A 14,710-nucleotide genomic window follows, 5' to 3' on the forward strand; every position below is an offset into this window, starting at 1 on the left:
CCCAGCACGCCGGCCGGGTCGGCCTGCACCTGCGCGGCCGTGGCGTTCAGGCGCGTCAGGAGGCGGCGCACGTTCGGTTCGGTCCACGTGACGCTCAGGCGCGGCCACAGGAGCGGCTGCCCCAGCCCGTGCAGCGGGTACACGTCCCGCAGCTGCGCGCCGTACGCGATCTCGCCCGGGCCGACCACGAAGGCCAGGGTGGGCAGCAGCGCGTCCTGCACGGCCGGGCGCAGGCCAGCGGCGGGTGTGATCCGGCTGGGGTCGCCCGCCAGGACCGCCAGAAGGTCCGCGTGAGAGTACGCAGCGCGGTCCGTACTGAAGGCGCGGCCGTCAAAGCGCAGCAGGCGCCTGAGCCCGTCGTCCTCCTCGATGAACAGGTTGGTCGCTCCGGCCGGTCGGCGCAGTTGCGGCGTGAACCCGTCGGCTTCCAGGCGCGCGGCGGCCGCCTCGATGGCCTCACTGGACGCCAGGGGCCGCTCCAGTTCGCGTGCCAGCGTCGGCGCCATGAGCGCGGCCAGCGCGGGGTGCAGCGGGTCCAGGACGAGCAGTCCGGCGGGAGCCAGCAGGCCGTGAATCAGGCGGGCGAACACGTCGGCGTACCGGCCGGGCGCGCCTCCCGGCCCGCTCACAGCCCGGTCGAAGCGGGCGCGGACGGCTGCCACGTGCTCGGCGGGCGCCTCGAAGGCGTCCAGCAGCGCGTGAACCTGCGCCGTCCATTCCGCGCGCCAAGGCACACGCCCGACAGGCACGCCCTGCGGCACGTCCAGGGTCAGGCGGTGCAGGCGCTCCCCGAGGTCCAGCAGGGTGGTGCCCGCCACCTCGGCCGCGTCGTGATCCTGACTGGCAACCCAGTACACGGCCACCACCGGGGCGTCCTCGCGGTCCTCCTGGCGGGCCAGCAGCGCCGCGTCGGCGGCCTTGTGCACCGAGTACGCCGGGCCGGTCAGGGCGCCCGCCTGCTGCCCGGTCACGACCACGCGGGACGCCGGGTGTTCCAGGCGTTCCAGCGCCGCCCTGGCGTGTGCGTCGAGCGTGCCCAGGTCGCGGTGGTACGCGCGCAGCGCCTCTGAGAGCGCGGCGCGGTTCACGTCACCGCGAGTCTCGGCGCGCGCCTGCTCCAGCGCTCCTACCGGCAGGCGGAAGTACTCCTGCATGCCACCCTTCCTGAATTCCGCTCCTGCGTTCCGCGCCATTGTTCTTCCTTCCGCCCTCGCGCCGCTCGCTGGCGGCGCGGGCCGTCCCCGGCGTCCGCCAGGGCGTGATGTCCGTTCCCTCAGGCGACCCGGTGTGGGCCGCCACGCGACTCAGGCGGACAGCCGCCTGTTTTCCTCATCCCCCCCCGACCGCGCGGGGTTGAGGCCGTCCGGCGTACTCCTTGCCCGACGCCACTCGGATGGAACGGGAACCCACTCCACCGGAGTCCGTATCACACTACACCGACTGTTACAGCACACTGTGAAGTCAAGCCCAGCCGTCAAGCCCGGAACTGGAGCGCAGAAGTCCGGCCTACGAGAAGACGGGCCGACGAGAAGATAGGCCGACGGGCGGTCCGGGGTGCACACTCAGCGCAGCGGATCGCGCGTCGCGCGTTGCAGGCCGTCGCGGTCGGTCAGGATGATCCGGCGGTACCCGAGGTCCAGCAGGCCGCGCGAGCGGAAGTCCCCCAGCAGTTTCGTGATCGTCTCGCGGGTGCTGCCCACCACGTGCGCGAGGTCCTGATGCGACACCCGGTCGCGCAGCGCGTGCGACCCGCCCTCCGGCCAGGGGCCCTCGCGTTCGGCGAGGGTCAGCAGCGCCAGCGCCAGCCGCTGCGACACCTCCAGGAACACCAGACCCGAGAGCCGCTCCTGCACGCCGCGCGTCTGCCGGGTAATCTGCTCGGTCAGGGCGACGCCCACCGCCGGGTGCGCCTGCGTGACGCGGTGCAGGGTGTCCTGGCCCAGCATCAGGGCCTCCGTGTCGTCCATCGCCTCGGCGTACATGCCGCAGCGTTCACCGGGAATCAGGGACATCACGCCCAGCAGCGAGCCGGGGCCGTGCACGTCCAGCGTGACCTCACGTGCTCCGGACCCCAGCCGGTACAGCCGCACGGACCCCCGCATCATGACGTACAGCGTCTCCGCGTGATCCTCCGGGTGGTACAGCAGTTCGGCGCGGGTCCAGCGTCCCACCCGTCCCGCCGCGACCACCTGCGCCTGAGCGTCCGCAGGTAAAGCACCGAAAGCACCGGGCAACATGGGTAGCAGTATGCCTTACCGGCCCCTCCCGCGCACGACCCGTACATGACCCGGCCCGCGCACAACCCGGCCTGCGCACGCTCAACTGCTCTACAATCCGCGACAGCATGACCCACCCCGACCACACCCAGCGCCTGACCCTGTTCGACCTGCCGCTGGACAACATCACGCTCGGCGCCACGCTCGACCGTCTGGGCGACTGGATCTACCGCTCCCCCCGCGCCCCACACACCGTCGTGACCCTGAACCCGGAATTTGTCGTGCAGTCACGTACCCAGCCGGACTTCGTGAGTGCCATGCAGGCCGCGGACCTCGTCACTGCCGACGGCGTGGGCATCGTGTGGGCCGCGCGGCAACTGTGCGCGCAGGAGGTTCCGCGCGCGCCGGGCTTCGACATCGTGCAGGGCCTCATGAAACGCCACGGCGCGGACCTGCGCGTGTTCTTCCTGGGCGCCCGGCCCGGTGTGGCCGAGGTCGCCGCGCAGAACGCCGCGCGCGAATACGGCATTCAGGTGGCCGGCATTCATCACGGGTACTTCGACCAGTCCGACGATCAGCGCGTGGTTGAACTCGTCCGTGACAGCGGCGCCGACCTGCTCCTGACCGCCATGGGAGCCGGGCGGCAGGAAACCTTCAACCAGTACTGGCGGCAGGTGATGAACGTGCCCGTCATGATCGGCTGCGGCGGCGTGATCGACGTGCTGGCGGGCACCGCCGATCTCGCGCCCGACTGGACGCGCCGCCTGGGCGTCGAGTGGATCTGGCGGGTCGCCGGGGACCGGAAACGCTGGAACCGCGCGCCGCGCCTCGCTCAGTTCGTGCGGATGGTCCGCGCCGAAAAGCGCCGTGCGGGTACCCGCCCCGGCTGACCCCACCCCGTCACTGATCAGGCGTCACAGAGTGATGGTTCCTTTTGCTCCTTCTCTCATACGGACTGCCGCTCCACTGCGCCACAGTCGTAAAAGCGCCGCCTGCGGCTCCATACCGCGCAATCCATGCGCCCTTCCTAATCGCGTCCGCTCGGATTGATTCAGAACTGCAGCGAATCAATCGGAATCCGCATCAGGCGAGGCCGCAGGCGCGCTGCACCAGCAGGTGCAGTTCATCGCGGCCCAGGCGGCGGGCGTCCAGGGTCAGGTCGTCGGGTAAGCCGCTCAGGCCCGCGACCAGCGGCGTGAAGCGCAGTTCCGGCCGGGCGATCAGTTCCCGGCGGGCGGTGAAGGCCAGCACGAAATCCACCCGCAGTTCGAAGTGTGCGTTCAGTTCCGTCCGCAGTGGGACAGGATCGCCGCTCAGCAGGGCCAGCAGCGCCGGGTGCGGCGCGAAACCGTCCTCCAGGTCGCGCGCGGCGCGCACCTCATCTACAAAGATGCCGGCGTTCGGCAGGGTGTAACCGCTCACGCGGCGGCGGCAGACTTCCGGCGCGTCGCCGCGCACCAGGGTCACCTGCCGCCCAGCCCGCGAGGCGCCGCCCAGCATGGACCAGAGACGACCCAGACTGGAGTAACGGGCCAGCTCCGCGTATCCGGCCGGACGGTCCGGCAGGGGACGGGTGGGGCGCGGCGTGGAGGGGGCGCTCATGGGCGGATGCTAGCGCCTGGGCCGGGGCGGGTCGGCGGCCCGACCGTGAAGGCCGTATGAACAGGCCGGGGGCGTCAAGCGCGACAGTGCACGCAATCTGGGTAGTGTTGTACGCGGTACAACACAGGGCATGAACACTCCGAATCTGGACGCCCAGGCGCTGCTGGCCGGGCTGGACCTCGAAGCCCTCGCGCGCCTGAACCAACGGCTCGACCTGGGTGCCCTCGTGAAGGCCGCCGCCGGCATGAGCGACTCGCAGCTCAAGGGCCTGACCAGCATGCTGAGCGGCCCGCCTGCCGGGGAGCCCAAGCTGCCCACCCCGAACGCGGACTTCTTCGGGCAGATGGACACCCTGAGCGCCGAGCAGCGTGACTTTGCTGCCGAGGTCAGGGGGTTCATGCACGCACACGTGGCGCCCATCATGAACGAGTACTGGAACCGCGACGAGTTCCCCCGCCACCTGATCCCGGAACTGAAAAAACACGATTTCCTGCGCCGCATCTGGAACGAGGACGGCAGCCGCACCCCGGACGCGACCGTCATGGAAGGCCTGTTCACCATGGAGGCCTGCAAGGTCGATGTGAGTACCGCCGTGTTCTTCGGCGTGCACGCCGGTCTGGCCTTCGCGTCTATCGCGCTGGGCGGCAACGACGCGCAGAAGGCCGAGTGGCTGCCCAGGATGCTGGATATGGACGTGATCGGTGCGTTCGGCCTGACCGAACCCGAGGGCGGCTCGCAGGTCAGTCAGGGCATGCGCACCACCTGCAAACGCGACGGTGACAGCTGGACCCTGCGCGGCCAGAAAAAATGGATCGGGAACAGCCCCTTCAGCGACTTTACGGTCGTCTGGGCGCGCGACGTGGACACCCAGGAGGTGCGCGGCTTCATCGTCCGCGCCGGCACACCCGGGTACAGCGTCGAGAAGATCGAGGGCAAGACCGCGCTGCGCATCGTCGAGAACGGCCTGATCACCCTGGACGACTGCCGCGTGCCGGACACCGACCGCCTGCAGAACGTGCAGGGCTGGCGCACCACCGCCGAGATCCTGAAACTCACCCGCGCCGGTGTGGCGTGGCAGGGCGTCGGGTGCGCCATGGGCGCCTACGAACTGGCGCTTGCGTACGCCCAGAGCCGGGAACAGTTCGGCAAACGCATCGGGGAATTCCAGCTTATCCAGAACCACCTCGTGCACATGCTGGGCAACGTGACCAGCCTGTTCAGCCTGTGCCTGCGCCTGAGCCACATGGCCGACGCCGGTCACATGCACGACGAGCACGCCGCGCTCGCCAAGGTGGTCACCGCCGCCCGCTGCCGCGAGACGGTCGCCCTGGCCCGCGAGACCTTCGGCGGAAACGGCATCCTGCTGGAGTACGGCGTCGCCAAGCACTTCGCGGACACCGAGGCCATCTACTCCTACGAGGGCACCAACGAGATCAACACCCTGGTCGTCGGCCGGGCCATCACGGGCCTCAGCGCCTTCGTGTAACGACAGGCTCCGGTTGGCCGGACTCCTCCCCGGTCCCACTCGCGTCCGCTCGGATGAAACAGTTCTCGCAGACCGTTTCATCCGCGTCCGTTTTGGGGGGCGTGATGGTCTGGGCGAGGATTCCGGATGGTCAACACGCGACGTGCCCAGGGGCTCCTGAATGCCTGCAGCCCCAGGCTGACAGCGCCCGAGCCTGACAGTGCCCGAGCCTGACAGTGCCCGAGCCCGATAGGGCAGCTCATCTTCTTCGCGTTCCACCGAGCATGGGCAACGGCTGAAGGGGCCGCGCACCCGCCCGGCAGGCAACGGGGCAATCATGCCGGGATGAACGACGGTCCACCCTCCTCCCGTGACAGCTCCCCTCCCGACGACCGGCCCCGTGACGGGTTAGTGCAGGTGCGCGGCGCGCGGGAACACAACCTGAAGAACGTGGACGTGGACCTCCCGCGCGACGCGCTCGTGGTGTTCACGGGCGTGTCGGGCTCCGGGAAGTCCTCGCTGGCGTTCGGGACGCTGTACGCCGAGGCGCAGCGCCGCTACCTGGATTCCGTGTCGCCGTACGCGCGGCGCCTGTTCAATCAGCTCGGCACGCCGGACGTGGACCGCATCGACGGCCTGCCACCCGCCGTGGCGTTGCAGCAGGGAAGGGGCGTCACGTCGGCGCGCAGCAGCGTGGGCAGCCTGACCACCCTGAACAACGTGCTGCGCCTGCTGTACTCCCGCGCCGGGGATTACCCGCCCGGTCAGGGCATCATTTACGCAGAAGGGTTCTCGCCGAACACGCCCGAGGGTGCCTGCCCGGAATGTCATGGGCTGGGCCGCGTGTTCGCCGTGACCGAGGAGAGCATGGTCCCGGACCCGTCCCTGACCATCCGTGAGCGGGCCGTGGCGGCGTGGCCGACCGCGTGGGCCGGGCAGAACCAGCGCGATATCCTGGTCTCGCTGGGTTACGACGTGGACACCCCCTGGCAGGACCTGCCGCGCGAGGCCCGCGACTGGATCCTGTTCACGGATGAGCAGCCGCAGGTGCCGGTGTATCCGGGCCTGACGCCCGAGGAGACGCGCCGGGCCGTGAAACGCCGCGCCGAACCGTCGTACCTGGGTACCTTCACGTCCGCGCGGCGGCACGTGCTGCACACCTTCGCGAACAGCGGCAGCGAGAGCATGAAACGCCGGGCGGCGTCGTTCATGGTGATCCGCCAGTGCCCGGTCTGCCACGGCAAGCGCCTGACCCGCGCGGCCCTGGGCGTCACGTTCGCCGGGCTGGACATCATGGACTTCTCGCGCCTGCCGCTGCGCCGCGCCGCCGAACTGCTCGCTCCCGCCGCCGCCGGTCAGACCGCCCGTCCGGACGGCGCGCCCCGCCCGCCCGAGGAGGCGCTGGCCCTGACCCGGCTGGCCGCCGACCTGTGCGCCCGCGTGGACGTGCTGGAACGCCTGGGCCTGGGCTACCTGACCCTGGAGCGCGGCACGCCGACCCTGTCGCCCGGCGAACTGCAACGCCTGCGCCTCGCCACGCAGCTGTACTCGAGCCTGTTCGGGGTCGTGTACGTACTGGACGAACCCTCTGCCGGGCTTCACCCCGCCGACACCGAGGCGCTGCTGACTGCCCTGGACCGCCTGAAGGCCGGTGGGAACTCGCTGTTCGTGGTCGATCACGAACCCGGCGTGATCCGCCACGCGGACTGGATTGTGGATGTCGGCCCGCACGCCGGACAGCACGGCGGGCGGGTGCTGTACAGCGGCCCCCCGGCGGGCCTGCGCGACGTGCCGGACTCCCTGACCGCCCGGCACCTGTTCGGGCCGCCCGCTCCGCTGCCCCGGGTGCGCCGCGACCCGCGGGGCTGGCTGGACCTGCGCGGCGTGACCCGCAACAACCTGCGCGGCGTGGATGTCCGCCTGCCGCTGGGCGTCCTGACGGCCGTGACGGGCGTGAGCGGGTCCGGGAAGTCCAGTCTGCTCACCCAGGCCCTCGCGGACCTGCTGGGCGCCCACCTGGGCCGCGAGACCGCCCCGGCAGGAGCGGGCGCGGACCCGGCCGATCTGCTGACCATAGACGACGCCCCCGCCCCCACGCAGGGCACCCTGGGCGGCGACCTGGGGCGCGTGCGGCGGCTGGTGCAGGTCACTCAGGCTCCCATCGGGCGCACGCCACGCAGCAACCTCGCCACGTACACGGGCCTGTTCGACCACGTACGCCGCCTGTTCGCCGCCACCCCCCTGGCCCGGGAGCGCCGCTACGGCGCGGGGCGATTCTCGTTCAATGTCCGGGGCGGCCGCTGCGAACACTGCCAGGGCGAGGGCTTCGTGACCGTGGAACTGCTGTTCCTGCCGTCCGTGTACGCTCCCTGCCCCGTCTGCCACGGCACCCGTTTCAACGCCGACACGCTGGAGGTCACCTGGCAGGGCGTGAACATCGCGCAGGTTCTGAACCTCACCGTGGACGCTGCCGCACCGGTGTTCGCCCATGAGGCGCCCATCCACCGCGCCCTGAGCACCCTGCAGGAAGTGGGCCTGGGCTACCTGCGCCTCGGGCAGCCTGCCACGGAACTCTCGGGCGGCGAGGCGCAGCGCGTGAAACTGGCCGCCGAACTCCACAAATCCGTGCGCGGGCACACCGTCTACCTGCTGGACGAACCTACCACCGGCCTGCACCCCAGCGACGTGGAACGCCTGCACGCGCAGCTGCGCCGACTCGTGGACGCCGGGCATAGCGTCATGGTCGTCGAGCACGACCTGGACGTGATCGCCGCGAGCGACTGGGTCGTGGACCTCGGCCCCGGGGCGGGCGAAGACGGCGGCCAGATCGTGGCGCAGGGCACGCCCGAACAGGTCGCCCACGCTCCCGGCAGCCGCACCGCACCATACCTGCGGCGCGAACTGGACAGACGCGCGCCGCCTGTCCTGACCTGAAGGGCCGCAGAACAGCCCTCCCCACCTTTAGGGAAGGGCTGCCGCCTGGGTGCTGGCCCGGGTTACTGGAACAGTTGCGACACCTTGATCAGGGTCTGCCACACGCCCCAGACCAGGGGAATGCCGGGCACCAGCCACGCCAGATAGATCACGGGAGACAGGGGTTGGGTGGGGACGGGGGTGGAAGGGGTCATGCGGGCCTCCTGGCTGGAATGCTTGCTGAGGTGGGCGTCAGTCGTGGCTCTGTCAGTCGTGGTGGGCGGCGGGCGCGGGGCTCTTCGCCCAGAATTTCTCGGCGACGGGGCGGACCAGCAGGTTGGCCACGAACCCCACGACCAGCAGCGCGGCCATGATGTACATGGTGGTGCTGTACGCCTGCGCGGCGGGAATCCCGGCCCTGATCTGACTGTCGCGGAAGCCGTTCACGAGGCTGGGCCCCACGATGGCGGCGGCACTCCAGGCGAGCAGCAGGCGGCCGTGGATCGCGCCGACGTTCGCAGTGCCGAACATGTCGCGCAGGTACGCGGGAATGGTGGCGAAGCCGCCTCCGTACATGCTCATGATCACGCAGAAGCCCGCCACGAACAGCGCCAGGCTGCCCATGTTGCCGAACAGGGGAATCAGGAAGTACAGCACGGCGCCCAGCGCGAAGAAGATCATGTACGTGGGCTTGCGCCCGATGCGGTCGCTGGTCGAGGACCAGATGAACCGCCCGGCCATGTTGAAGATGCTCAGCAGGCCCACGAACCCGGCGGCGGCGGCGGCCGTCACGCCGTTCCCGGCACCCAGGACGCGGTCGCTGAACATCTCCTGAATCATCACGCTGGCCTGCCCGAGCACGCCGATACCGGCCGTGACGTTCAGGAACAGCACGGCGAACAGCAGCCAGAATTGCGGCGTGCGGAAGGCCTGATCGACCAGCACGTTGTGAGAGGAAATCATGCCGCCCGGAGCCTGCGCTTTCGGGATCCACCCGGCGGGTTTCCAGCCGTCGGCAGGCACACGGATCAGGAACGCGCCGAACAGCATGAACAGCAGGTACAGGGCGCCCATGATCAGGAAGGTCGTACCGACGCCCAGCGTGCCGTCCCCGGCAAAACGGGTCATGAGCGCCGTGCCCAGCGGACTGCCGATCAATGCGCCGCCGCCAAAGCCCATGATGGCCATTCCGGTCGCCAGTCCCGGCCGGTCCGGGAACCACTTGATGAGCGTACTGACCGGGCTGATGTACCCCAGCCCCAGGCCGATACCGCCCAGAACGCCGTTCCCGAGGATCACGAGTGGCAGCGAGTGCAGTTTCACGCCCAGCGCCGCAACGAAGAATCCGCCGCAGAACAGCAGGGCGCTGGCGAACATGGTCTTGCGGGGGCCCTCACGTTCCACCCACTTGCCGAAGATGGCGCTACTGGCTCCCAGGAAGAACAGGGCCACGCTGAAGATCAGGCCCACCTGGAACAGGGACCAGTCGCCGGGCGCGCCCGTCTCGGCGCTCAGGTCGCCGCTGAGCAGGCGGGAAAGAGGCTTGTTGAACACCGAGTACCCGTAGATCTGCCCGATGCTCAGGTGAACGGCCAGTGCGGCGGGCGGGACCAGCCAGCGTGTCCAGTTTGATCCGGCGACAGAATGCTCACGATCCAGAAATCCCATACGTCCTCCTGACGCCCTTTAGGTTGTTAAACATGAAGGAGTCTAGCCCCCTGCGGTAGGGACGTACTTCATCGTTTCAGACCTAACAGCTCATCATGCGGACTGCGGTTGAAGGGGCTGTCAAGTCCCTCTAATCCGAGCAAAATGTGTAGAAGCGGAACAGAGAGTGCCTGTATCATGCGGCGCCGCTTACCCTTCCGGCCGGTCACGGGCCGGCCCTGACCCGGTCGGCCCCGGCGTATACCGTCAGGCGCCCCTCGCGGGTAAAGCCGCACAGGGTCACGCCAAACACGGCCGCCGTATCGACCGCCAAGCTGGTCGCCGCGCCCACCGCCACCACCACGCCGATCCCGGCTGTCACGGCCTTCTGCGCAATCTCGAAGCCCGCGCGGCTGCTGACGACGAGCACCTGACCGCCCAGCGGCCCGGGCTGCTGACCGTGCGCCCAGCCGACCACCTTATCCACGGCGTTATGCCGCCCCACGTCCTCCCGCGCGCAGCGCAGCGTGCCCTGCGACGTGAACAGCGCCGCGCCGTGCAGCCCCCCGGTCGCCGCGAAGCCCGGTTGAGCTGAGCGCAACGTGCCGGGCAGGCCCGCGAGGAACGTGGCGTCCAGCGGTCCCGCTGTCCATACCGGGCCCGGGGCGCGCGCCGCCAGTCCCTCGATACTGCCCGACCCGCACACCCCGCAGGCACTCGACGACACGGCCAGGCGCGCGCCCGCTGCCAGGCGCGCGTACTCCGGCGTGCGCAGATGCCACACGTTCGGGTTCTCCGCGTCGGGGTCCAGCGTGAACGCGGCGGGGAGCAGACCCTCGGAGATCAGCCAACCCAGCAGCAATTCGCGGTCGTGCCCGGGCGTGCGCATCAGCACACCCAGCGGCAGGCCAGCCCCCGCGCTCTGCGGTTCCGCGCCGCTGGGCGCGTGCAGGCGCAGTTCCAGCGGCTCCTCGACCGCCACGGCGTCCACGCGTCCTGTGCCCACCCCGTCCCGGAACAGCGTGACGGGGAGGCTCACGCTCGCCTCCCCGCCGCTGCCGTGCGCGGTGCTCAGCGGCCCACCTCGGACTGATTGGCGGTCTTCGGTACGTCGCCGTTCGCCTCACGCAGCGCCCGCCCCGCACCCTTCAGAACCGCGAACAGGGCGCCCAGCGCCACCTGCACGTCCCGGTCCCCGAGCAGCCCCATCAGTTCGCCCAGGCCCACGCCCTTCCCGGACGTGACGTGCCGCGCGCCCTCGTTCACGCCGGTCGTGATGGCGCTGCCCAGCAGGCCGACCTCACGCGGGTCCAGCGCCGCCAGGGTCTTTCCCAGTTCCGCAGCGTTGCGCAGCAGGGTCGTGCCGCTCTGGCCGCCCGTGAGGTGCAGCAGCGACGCGATCAGGCCCTCGCCGCCCCGCACGGTCTTGCCCGCCACATCCAGCACACCGTGCTCATGGAGTTGGCGCAGCAGGTACAGGCCTTCTAACAGCGCGTCGGTGGAATCCTGGACCTCTGAACGCAGTTTCTCCTGCGCGGTCGGGGTGCGGGGCGTGAATTCAAGTGGTTTCGCCATGGTGTCTCCTGCGCGGAAGCGGAGAGGCGGTTGCCTGCTCCGCTTCCGCTGAATGTCATACGGACTCCGATTGAATGGGTTGCAAAGCCCGTTCAATCCGAGCGAAGCGAGTGGGAGCAACACAGATTCCGGACGTGGAGCCGACAATCCGGTGAAGTTTCGGATTGTTAGCGAAACAAACGGAATCCGTATCAGTCGTCAGCGCCGCCCAGCGCGTCGGCGCGGGCATTCAGGCTGTCGCCGTGCATGGGTAGTAGCCCACCGGGGAACACGTAGTCCGGCCGGGACCACTTGCGCGCGACTTCCACGCCGGTCTGCGGGGTCGGGTGGCCCCAGCGGTGGTTCTTGGCGGGCAGTGGGTTCTCACCCACGTCGCGCAGGACTTCCATGCGTACGCGGGTGTCCTTGTACGCGGGCGTGTTCGTGATGCTGTCGCCCCGACTGCCGGTCAGGAAGTTCACGGCGTCCTCGGCTTTGCGGGCGTTCATGGGCACGAACACCTCGTGGCCGCTCACGCGGGCCGTGACGAGCGCGCGCAGGCGAACGGCGCCGTGCTCGCTGATCAGCCGCACCCACTGACCGCTCTGAAGCTGCCGGTCTGCGGCGAGTTCCGGGCTGACCTCCACGAACGAATCCGGCGCCTTCCCGGCAATGCCCTCCACGCGGAAGGTCATGTTGCCCTCGTGAAAGTGCTCCAGCATGCGCCCGCTGTTCAGGTGCAGGTCGAATTCGTCGTTAGGGGCTTCCTGGCGGGGCTTGTACGTGGCCGGGTACAGCCGGGCCTTGCCGTCCGGGAAGTTGAAGCGCTCGCGGTGCAGCAGCGGCGAGTCCGTGCCGTCCTCGGCGACCGGCCAGCACAGCGTGTCGTACCCCTGTAGGCGGTCGTAACTGACGCCCGCGAAGAACGGCGTGAGGCGCGCGATCTCGTCCATGATCTCGCCCGGGTGGCGGTACTGCCAGTCGGCGCCCATGCGCTGCGCGACCGCCTGGTAGATCTGCCAGTCGGGTTTGGTGCCTTTCAGGGGCGGCATGACCTCGTACAGGCGCTGGATGCGGCGCTCGGTGTTCGTGAACGTGCCTTCTTTCTCCAGCGACGCGGCGGCCGGGAATACCACGTCCGCGTAGCGGGCGGTGTTCGTGAAGTACAGGTCCTGCACCACCAGGAACTCCAGCGCCTCGAAACCCTGTTGCAGGTGGTTGGCGTTCGAGTCGGTGAGGCTCATTTCCTCACCCGTGATCCACATGGCCTTGAGCTTGCCCTCGATGGCTGCGTCGATCATCTGGGTGTTGTCCAGGCCGCGTTCCGGGCGCAGCGTGACGCCCCACTCGCGCTGGTGGCGCTGCACGACCAGATCGTCCCCGACCGGCTGGTACCCGCTGACCTGATCAGGCATGGCGCCCATGTCGCTCGCACCCTGCACGTTGTTGTGACCGCGCAGCGGGAAGGCCCCGGTGCCCAGCTTGCCGAGGTTCCCGGTGATCAGCAGCAGGTTGCTGATGGCGGCGCTGGTATCGCTGCCGCCGCACTGCTGCGTGACCCCCATCGCCCACAGGATCGCCACGCGCTCCTCGGCGGCAATCTGGCGGGCCAGGGCCTCGAGCGTCGCGGCGTCAATGCCGGTTTCGCGCTCGGCGTACTCCAGGGTGTAGGTGCTGATGGACTCCCGGAATTCCTCCAGGCCGTTCACACGCTCCGCCAGGAACGCCTTGTCCTCCAGCCCATTCTCCAGGATGAAGCGGCTGATGGCGGCCAGCCACACGAAGTCCGTGCCGGGTTTCGGGCGGATGAACTGGTCGGCGCGGGTCGCGAGTTCATGTTCGCGGATGTCGAACACGATGACCTTCATGGTGCCCAGCTTCTGCGCGCGCTTCACGCGGGTCGCCAGGACCGGGTGGCTCTCGGCGGCGTTGCTGCCCACCGTGATCACCAGGGAAGCGTTCTCGATATCCTTGATGGTGCCGCTGTCCGCGCCGATCCCGGTCGTCAGGGACAGCCCCTTGCTGGCAGGCGACTGGCAGTAGCGCGAGCAGTTGTCCACGTTGTTCGTCCCGATCACCTGACGCGCGAACTTCTGCACCATGAACGCTTCCTCGTTGCTGGCCTTGCTGCTCGCCACGAACGCCAGGGCGTCCGGGCCGTTCCCCGCGCGGATTTCCGTAAAACGGCGCGCCACGAGGTCCAGCGCCTCGTCCCAGGTCGCCTCGCGGAACCGGTCGCCCTCGCGGATCAGCGGGGTGCTCAGGCGGTCTTCGCTGTTCACGTAATCCCAGCCGAACTTGCCTTTCACGCAGGTGCTGATGCCGTTGGCGTGCCCCAGGCCAGGCTCGACCTTCAGGATGTGCCGCTCATCCGTCCAAACGTCGAAGGAGCAGCCCACCCCGCAGTACGTGCACACCGTCTTGGTCTTCTTGATGTACCGGTCACGCGCGGCCGACTCGATCTCACTGACGTTCATGATCGGCCTGAGGCCCGTGCTGACCTCCACGCCCTTGACCACGTCGATGGCGGCGTCCCAGACGGGCAGCGGAATGCCCGTGAACAGGCCCGCCTCGCCGATCATGGAGTTCTCGATCAGGGCGTTGCAGGGGCAGACCGTGACACAGTGCCCGCAGCTGACGCAACTGCTCTCCCCGATGGGTTTGCCGCCGTCCCACAGCACGCGCGGCTGCTCCATCTCCCAGCCGATGGTCAGGGTCTCGTTCACCTGCACGTTCTGGCAGGCTTCCACGCACCGTCCGCATAGGATGCACTGATCCGGATCGTAGCGGTAAAAGGGGTTCGATTCGTCCTTTGCGTACCCTTTCGGCTGGAACGGCCGGGTCTGATGTTCGATGCCCAGCACGCCCAGCGTGTTGTGCACGGTGCAGTTCCCGTTGTTGTTGTCACAGACCGTGCAGTACAGGTCGTGGTTTGCCACCAGCCGGTCATAGGCGTCTCGCTGCGCGGCGCGGGCGGCGATCGTCTGCGTGCGCACCATCATCCCGGCGGCCACCTTCGTGCCGCAGGCGCGGCCCACCACACCGTTGATCTCGACCGCGCAGGTATCGCAGGTCTGAATAGGCCCCAGTTGCGGGTGGTAACACACCTGCGCCAGCTCGATCTGCGCGCGGTTGATCACGTCCACCAGCGGCTCGCCCACCCACGCCAGTTGCGGCGCGCCGTCCACCGTCACCTGAACCTGCTCGCCACGCGGCGGCCGGGTCGGCCCCACCGTGGAACGGATGTGCACGTCGTTCGGCACGTCAATCTCGCCCATACTTTCCTCCCTGAAGCTTTCAAGGGCGAGTATAG

11 protein-coding genes are annotated in these 14,710 nt (G+C 69.1%); 3 read left to right on the forward strand and 8 right to left on the reverse strand.

Annotated features, from left to right (window positions below):
• Both bshC and QZ271_RS02290 read right to left on the reverse strand, forming a co-directional pair.
• A partial coding sequence (gene bshC, locus QZ271_RS02285; protein ID WP_291428588.1) for a bacillithiol biosynthesis cysteine-adding enzyme BshC occupies positions 1-1,193 on the reverse strand: 1,193 nt, incomplete at its 3' end.
• Between the two features lie 369 nt (positions 1,194-1,562).
• The gene (locus QZ271_RS02290) at positions 1,563-2,237 is read right to left on the reverse strand and encodes a Crp/Fnr family transcriptional regulator (RefSeq protein WP_291428590.1); all 675 of its coding nucleotides are present in this window, start codon (positions 2,235-2,237) and stop codon (positions 1,563-1,565) included.
• A 107-nt stretch (positions 2,238-2,344) separates the two neighbouring features.
• On the opposite strand from QZ271_RS02290, the gene QZ271_RS02295 reads away from it, so the two are divergent.
• Positions 2,345-3,106: a WecB/TagA/CpsF family glycosyltransferase gene (locus tag QZ271_RS02295; protein WP_291428592.1), complete on the forward strand. Its 762-nt coding sequence runs from the start codon at positions 2,345-2,347 to the stop codon at positions 3,104-3,106.
• A gap of 193 nt (positions 3,107-3,299) precedes the next feature.
• Here the strand turns inward: QZ271_RS02295 and QZ271_RS02300 are convergent, their stop codons facing one another.
• A complete protein-coding gene (locus QZ271_RS02300) occupies positions 3,300-3,818 on the reverse strand; it encodes a hypothetical protein (protein WP_291428593.1) in 519 nt (172 codons plus the stop codon).
• Positions 3,819-3,948: 130 nt separating this feature from the next.
• On the opposite strand from QZ271_RS02300, the gene QZ271_RS02305 reads away from it, so the two are divergent.
• On the forward strand, positions 3,949-5,304 hold the full coding sequence (locus QZ271_RS02305) for an acyl-CoA dehydrogenase family protein (RefSeq protein WP_291428594.1): 1,356 nt from the start codon (positions 3,949-3,951) through the stop codon (positions 5,302-5,304).
• A gap of 324 nt (positions 5,305-5,628) precedes the next feature.
• Positions 5,629-8,217, forward strand: coding sequence for an excinuclease ABC subunit UvrA (locus QZ271_RS02310; RefSeq protein ID WP_291428596.1), 2,589 nt, complete (start codon positions 5,629-5,631; stop codon positions 8,215-8,217).
• 62 nt (positions 8,218-8,279) lie between these two features.
• Here the strand turns inward: QZ271_RS02310 and QZ271_RS02315 are convergent, their stop codons facing one another.
• From QZ271_RS02315 to fdhF, 5 genes are all read right to left on the reverse strand, one after another.
• Entirely contained in the window at positions 8,280-8,411 is a 132-nt protein-coding gene (locus QZ271_RS02315; RefSeq protein WP_291428598.1) for a hypothetical protein, read from the reverse strand.
• A gap of 52 nt (positions 8,412-8,463) precedes the next feature.
• Positions 8,464-9,864 (reverse strand): OFA family MFS transporter, encoded by a 1,401-nt coding sequence (locus QZ271_RS02320; RefSeq protein WP_291428599.1) that lies wholly within the window; start codon positions 9,862-9,864, stop codon positions 8,464-8,466.
• 205 nt (positions 9,865-10,069) lie between these two features.
• Positions 10,070-10,882 carry a formate dehydrogenase accessory sulfurtransferase FdhD gene (locus QZ271_RS02325; RefSeq protein ID WP_291428601.1) on the reverse strand — a complete coding sequence of 271 codons (813 nt, stop codon included), beginning with the start codon at positions 10,880-10,882 and terminating at the stop codon, positions 10,070-10,072.
• A 32-nt stretch (positions 10,883-10,914) separates the two neighbouring features.
• Positions 10,915-11,418 carry a DUF1641 domain-containing protein gene (locus QZ271_RS02330; RefSeq protein ID WP_291428603.1) on the reverse strand — a complete coding sequence of 168 codons (504 nt, stop codon included), beginning with the start codon at positions 11,416-11,418 and terminating at the stop codon, positions 10,915-10,917.
• A gap of 191 nt (positions 11,419-11,609) precedes the next feature.
• The gene (gene fdhF, locus QZ271_RS02335; protein ID WP_291428605.1) at positions 11,610-14,675 is read right to left on the reverse strand and encodes a formate dehydrogenase subunit alpha; all 3,066 of its coding nucleotides are present in this window, start codon (positions 14,673-14,675) and stop codon (positions 11,610-11,612) included.
• Positions 14,676-14,710: the final 35 nt, after the last annotated feature.

It is taken from the genome of Deinococcus sp. (assembly GCF_018260555.1).
In the GTDB taxonomy this organism is placed as follows: Bacteria; Deinococcota; Deinococci; order Deinococcales; family Deinococcaceae; genus Deinococcus.